The organism is Blastocatellia bacterium (assembly GCA_035275065.1).
In the GTDB taxonomy this organism is placed as follows: Bacteria; Acidobacteriota; Blastocatellia; order UBA7656; family UBA7656; genus DATENM01.
Window position 1 is genome coordinate 1 of record DATENM010000008.1, and the last position, 4,294, is coordinate 4,294.

6 protein-coding genes are annotated in these 4,294 nt (G+C 53.0%); all 6 read left to right on the forward strand.

Annotated elements, in window-relative coordinates:
* The first annotated feature begins 195 nt into the window (after window positions 1-195).
* The 6 genes from VJ464_01915 (at window position 196) to VJ464_01940 (ending at window position 4,177) form a co-directional block, all read left to right on the forward strand.
* Window positions 196-651 (forward strand): hypothetical protein, encoded by a 456-nt coding sequence (locus VJ464_01915; GenBank protein HKQ03860.1) that lies wholly within the window; start codon window positions 196-198, stop codon window positions 649-651.
* Window positions 652-871: 220 nt separating this feature from the next.
* On the forward strand, window positions 872-1,828 hold the full coding sequence (locus VJ464_01920; protein ID HKQ03861.1) for a toll/interleukin-1 receptor domain-containing protein: 957 nt from the start codon (window positions 872-874) through the stop codon (window positions 1,826-1,828).
* 165 nt (window positions 1,829-1,993) lie between these two features.
* Window positions 1,994-2,440 (forward strand): hypothetical protein, encoded by a 447-nt coding sequence (locus VJ464_01925; protein ID HKQ03862.1) that lies wholly within the window; start codon window positions 1,994-1,996, stop codon window positions 2,438-2,440.
* Window positions 2,441-2,527: 87 nt separating this feature from the next.
* The gene (locus VJ464_01930; GenBank protein ID HKQ03863.1) at window positions 2,528-2,833 is read left to right on the forward strand and encodes a hypothetical protein; all 306 of its coding nucleotides are present in this window, start codon (window positions 2,528-2,530) and stop codon (window positions 2,831-2,833) included.
* Between the two features lie 348 nt (window positions 2,834-3,181).
* Window positions 3,182-3,622 (forward strand): hypothetical protein, encoded by a 441-nt coding sequence (locus VJ464_01935; protein ID HKQ03864.1) that lies wholly within the window; start codon window positions 3,182-3,184, stop codon window positions 3,620-3,622.
* Window positions 3,623-3,751: 129 nt separating this feature from the next.
* Window positions 3,752-4,177 (forward strand): hypothetical protein, encoded by a 426-nt coding sequence (locus tag VJ464_01940; GenBank protein HKQ03865.1) that lies wholly within the window; start codon window positions 3,752-3,754, stop codon window positions 4,175-4,177.
* The last annotated feature ends 117 nt before the right edge of the window (window positions 4,178-4,294 follow it).

Sequence of the window (4,294 nt, forward strand, 5' to 3'; positions counted from 1 at the left end):
ATGGCGAAGGGCTCGACCGTTGGGAGATACAAGCGGTTCCTGGGCGTCGCCCAACAAGCGCATGCACCGGAGCGCGGCGGGCGGGTTTCTCGTCATTGGTTCAGTGCGGCACGCCGCGCCCGGTGATGCGTGGCGTTAGGCGCTCGCACGATTAGGTGCAGAAGGAGATTTATTATGGGTAGGAAAACAACCTTTATGGATCGAGAATTCCGACGACCTGACTATGATCCTGAAGACATTGGCGAATTTACACCGAATACCGTCTTTGTCATCATGCCTTTTACCGGAGAGGAAATGCGGGAAGCCTACTCTGCAATAAAAGATGAGTGTTCCAAACTCAAGCTCAAGGCAAAGAGAGTCGATGAAAACGTAGGCTCTGGACTTGTTATTCGGGAGGTTACTGAACTGATTGAGGATTCCGAATTTATCATTTGCGATCTGACTAATGAACGGCCAAATGTGTACTACGAATTAGGCTACGCACATGGAGTAGGTAATGAATCTTCAGACATCCTTCTGATAGCCAAGGAAGGAACAAACCTTCACTTCGATATTGCGCCGCTACGAGTTCAATACTATCGTTCCACCGAGCAGTTGCGATCAATCGTTTCTTCAAGTCTAAAGGAGATGATCCGAATAACACGCAGATAAGAATATGATCCAGATAGGCTTGGACACCGCGCCTAACAACCGATTGCAGCGGAGCGCGGGCAGCGCAGTTCTTAACCTTCCACCAATGCCGTTCCCGCGCCCGCTGAATCGGAGCGTTAGACCCCTGCGCGGCAAGGTGGCATCGGCCGCGTCCTTCTTCATTCTTGCGAGATTGCTTACGAATCACACTAATGAGATACTGCGTCGAAACGAGGGACAGATGGCCAATAAAGAAGATATAGAGATTCTCAAGCAGGGCGTTAAGGCGTGGAATGAGTGGAGGGAAAATAGTGCTAGAAGACGCCCGAACCTAAATGGCGCGAACCTTAGAGACGCAGACCTGAGCGGTGTAAATTTCTTTATTACGGATCTCATTGGGGCAAACCTCAGTGATGCGCGACTCTATGGTGTAGATTTCACCGTCGCGGATCTCAGCGGCGCAAACCTCAGCGGTGCTGGCATCAGAGACGGGAAGTTTTTAAGAACTACTCTTAGAGATGCAAATTTTGCAATCGCCATAATGAGTGAGAATTCCTTTGCGGAAACAGACCTTAGTAGCGCGAAAGGGCTTGACTCAGTTGCCCACGTTGGCCCTTCATACATCAGCATAGACACGCTCTACAAATCCAGAGGCCAAGTTCCTAAGAGATTCCTCCAAGGCTGCGGCGTACCAGATGACTTTATAACATTCTTACCGTCTCATTTCGGTAATGAACAAGCAATACAATTCTACTCTTGCTTCATAAGCTACAGCGAGAAAGACAAGGAATTTGCTAAGCGACTCTATTTTAGAATGCGCAATGCCCACTTACGCGTCTGGTTTGCTCCTGAAGATATACAGGGTGGTAAAAAGGTTCATGAGCAACTGGAACGAGCAATACAGATGCAGGACCGTCTGTTAATAGTTCTATCCGAAAGTAGCATGCGGAGCGAATGGGTGATGACTGAAATTCGCAACGCCCGCCACGCTGAGATCAGAGAGGGTCGCCGTAAGCTTTTTCCCATCCGATTAGTAAACTTTGATGCTATCAAGCAGTGGAGGTGCTTTGATGCTGACACGGGCAAGGATTTAGCAGTCGAGCTGCGCGAGTATTTCATACCAGATTTCTCAAACTGGAAAGACTACGCCGCATTTGAAGACAGCTTTGATAGATTGCTTCGCGATTTGAAGAGGTAAGTATCGAAGTAACGAACACAGCGAACATCTGCACGATGAGCAAGTGGGGTCTAACAAGGCGTTGCAGCGGAGGCCGCGAAGCGAGTGTCTCATCAGCATCGGAGTGTCACACGCGGCCCCGCTGAACGCGGGCGTTAGGCGACTGCAAAATCAAATCTTTGACGAATGATAAAAGTGTGGCGAAGAATCATAGCCATAGCGGAAGTACTAGGAGGCATCCTTGCTCTGATTGCGACAATCTTTGCCGCCAAAGCAGGAGCTAGTAAACCATTGATTCTGCTTGGCGCAGGACTCGACTTGCTGGTTATCATTTCGGGCATTTTGCTTTGGTTCAAGCCCGCCCTCGGCGTGGTGTTATCAGGAATCGTCCAGGGGTTGCAGTGTGTGCAGGTCTTTAGCGTGTGGTTGTCCTGGCAGTATGTCGCTGGCGTGGCTTTGTTGGTGCAAGTGCTCAAGGGCGAAATAACGTGGGGCGGAGGGCTGCTGGTGCGACATACCTTCTTGCAAGCAGAGGGGAGCGGGGCAAGGGGTTTGGGAGTGAATCTGGTCGCTATTGCGGCGCTGGTCTTTCTTGTGATGAGCCAGAAGGGGATGAAGAGATACCGCCGATAAGGCAGCGCCTAACAACGACATGCACCGGAGCCGCCGAAGCGCCGTTCGTGTGATTCTTCGTGGTGCCGCTCGGCGGCCCGGTGATGTGTGTTCGTTGGGCGCCTTGCCCGCCATCGCTGGCAGGCGCAACGATGCAAGCCGGCGGATGGCTTGACTCGCCTGCAACGATCATCCATTCGCGTCGCACCGCTGGCAACCCTCACCCGGCGCAGCGGCGAGGTTGGCAACAACCGGCAGACAAACGCCGGTGAGCAGCTGCGCATCGTATCGCCGTCGCGGCTAAATGATTGGGTGGGCCGCAAGGGATGGGCATGCGACAGCGGCAATGGCGGCGGCGCGAGCGGCGGGCGAGATGGCCAGCAACAGAAGCCAGGGCGGGGGCGGCAGCCATGAGGGTGGTGCAGGCAGCGGCGGCGAGATGCGCGCGGCGAAGGAACAATGGGAAAGGACGGGGAGCCTGAGGCAGAACCGGGGGCGGACGAAAAAGGGAGGGGAGGAAGGCGGGAGGCCGACGGTTTTGAGGGGGATGGGGTTAGGGGCGACGCCCAACAAGCGCATGCACCGGAGCGCGGCGGGCGGGTTTCTCATGATTGGTCGAGTGCGACACGCCGCGCCCGGTGATGCGTGACGTTAGGCCCACCAGCGCACTATCGAGCAAGGAGACTAATCAACAGCAAAAGCCTTGCGTCATGAGACATTGTTGTTGTACGTCTTCTGGCTAGCCCAAAGGAGGTGAACGTCATGACTCAAACAGCATCTGATACAATTATCACTGACCTGGAAAGAGCGAAACTCTTATTGGATGAATGGAAGTTCCGCCAAAAGCATTGCTGGAGCCTATTACCACGCTATGGCCTCGCTGCTGTAATTGCTTCAATAATTCCGTATGTAAAGATTGAGCTTTTCAAACAATACAATATTAGCATGCTCATTTTTCCTTGTGTTGGATGGCTATTGGCATTAGCCGCAACTTGGCTTTTCTTCGCCGAACAATTTCGATGCTATTCAGTGCTAGCGGAATACCGGAAACTGATAGGCAAGGAGAAAATCCATAAGACAGAAGGCCCCTTCTCTCGAATGCTTGATCGAATAAAGATCCGATGGGTCACTCCGGTTTTCTTCTTTGCCACTTTTACCGCGCTTTCAGTAATAAACTGGCTCATCTTAAAGAGGCTGACATGAGAAGTTGGCCTAACAAGCCGTTGCAGCGGAGGCCGCGCAGTCCAGTTCTTATGGTTCTCCTATTGCCGTTCGCGGCCCCGCTGAACGCGAGCGTTAGGTCGCTGTCGCTATAACAACTTGGGGCGAGTAATGATGAAACTGGCAGACAGATTCAAAGCGTGGATTTTCTCCGTGCCAGAAGGCGAGCGGTCTGTCGCAGACATTATCCTTTGGTGGGAGCGACGCCGAATTCCTTACAACCTCCTGGTCGGCACTGCCGGGATATGCAGCCTCATGCTTTTATCCTTCATCGTCTCCAAAACGAACGCCTTAAAACCAAGCGAAGACGTGATAGAGCCGATGGCATTGCTGGCCGCTCCGGTGATAATGAATCTCTGCTACACCGCCGGATGGGTTGCTGAGAAGGCTCTGAGAAAGACGTGGCCAGAAAGCGGCGGCCGTCTAGGGCCGAAGCTGCTGAAGGCGGGGGTAATATTTTCTTTGGTAGTAGTGGCATTACCCACAGCATACTGGGGAGGGTATTGGTTGCTGCGAGTCACTGGGCTTATCAAATGAGAGTTGGGTGATGGCCAAGCAGCGACCTAACAACGACATGCACCGGAGCGCGGGCAGCGGGGTGTACGTGATTGATCGTAGTGCCGTCGCCCGCGCCCGGTGATGTGTGTGCGTTAG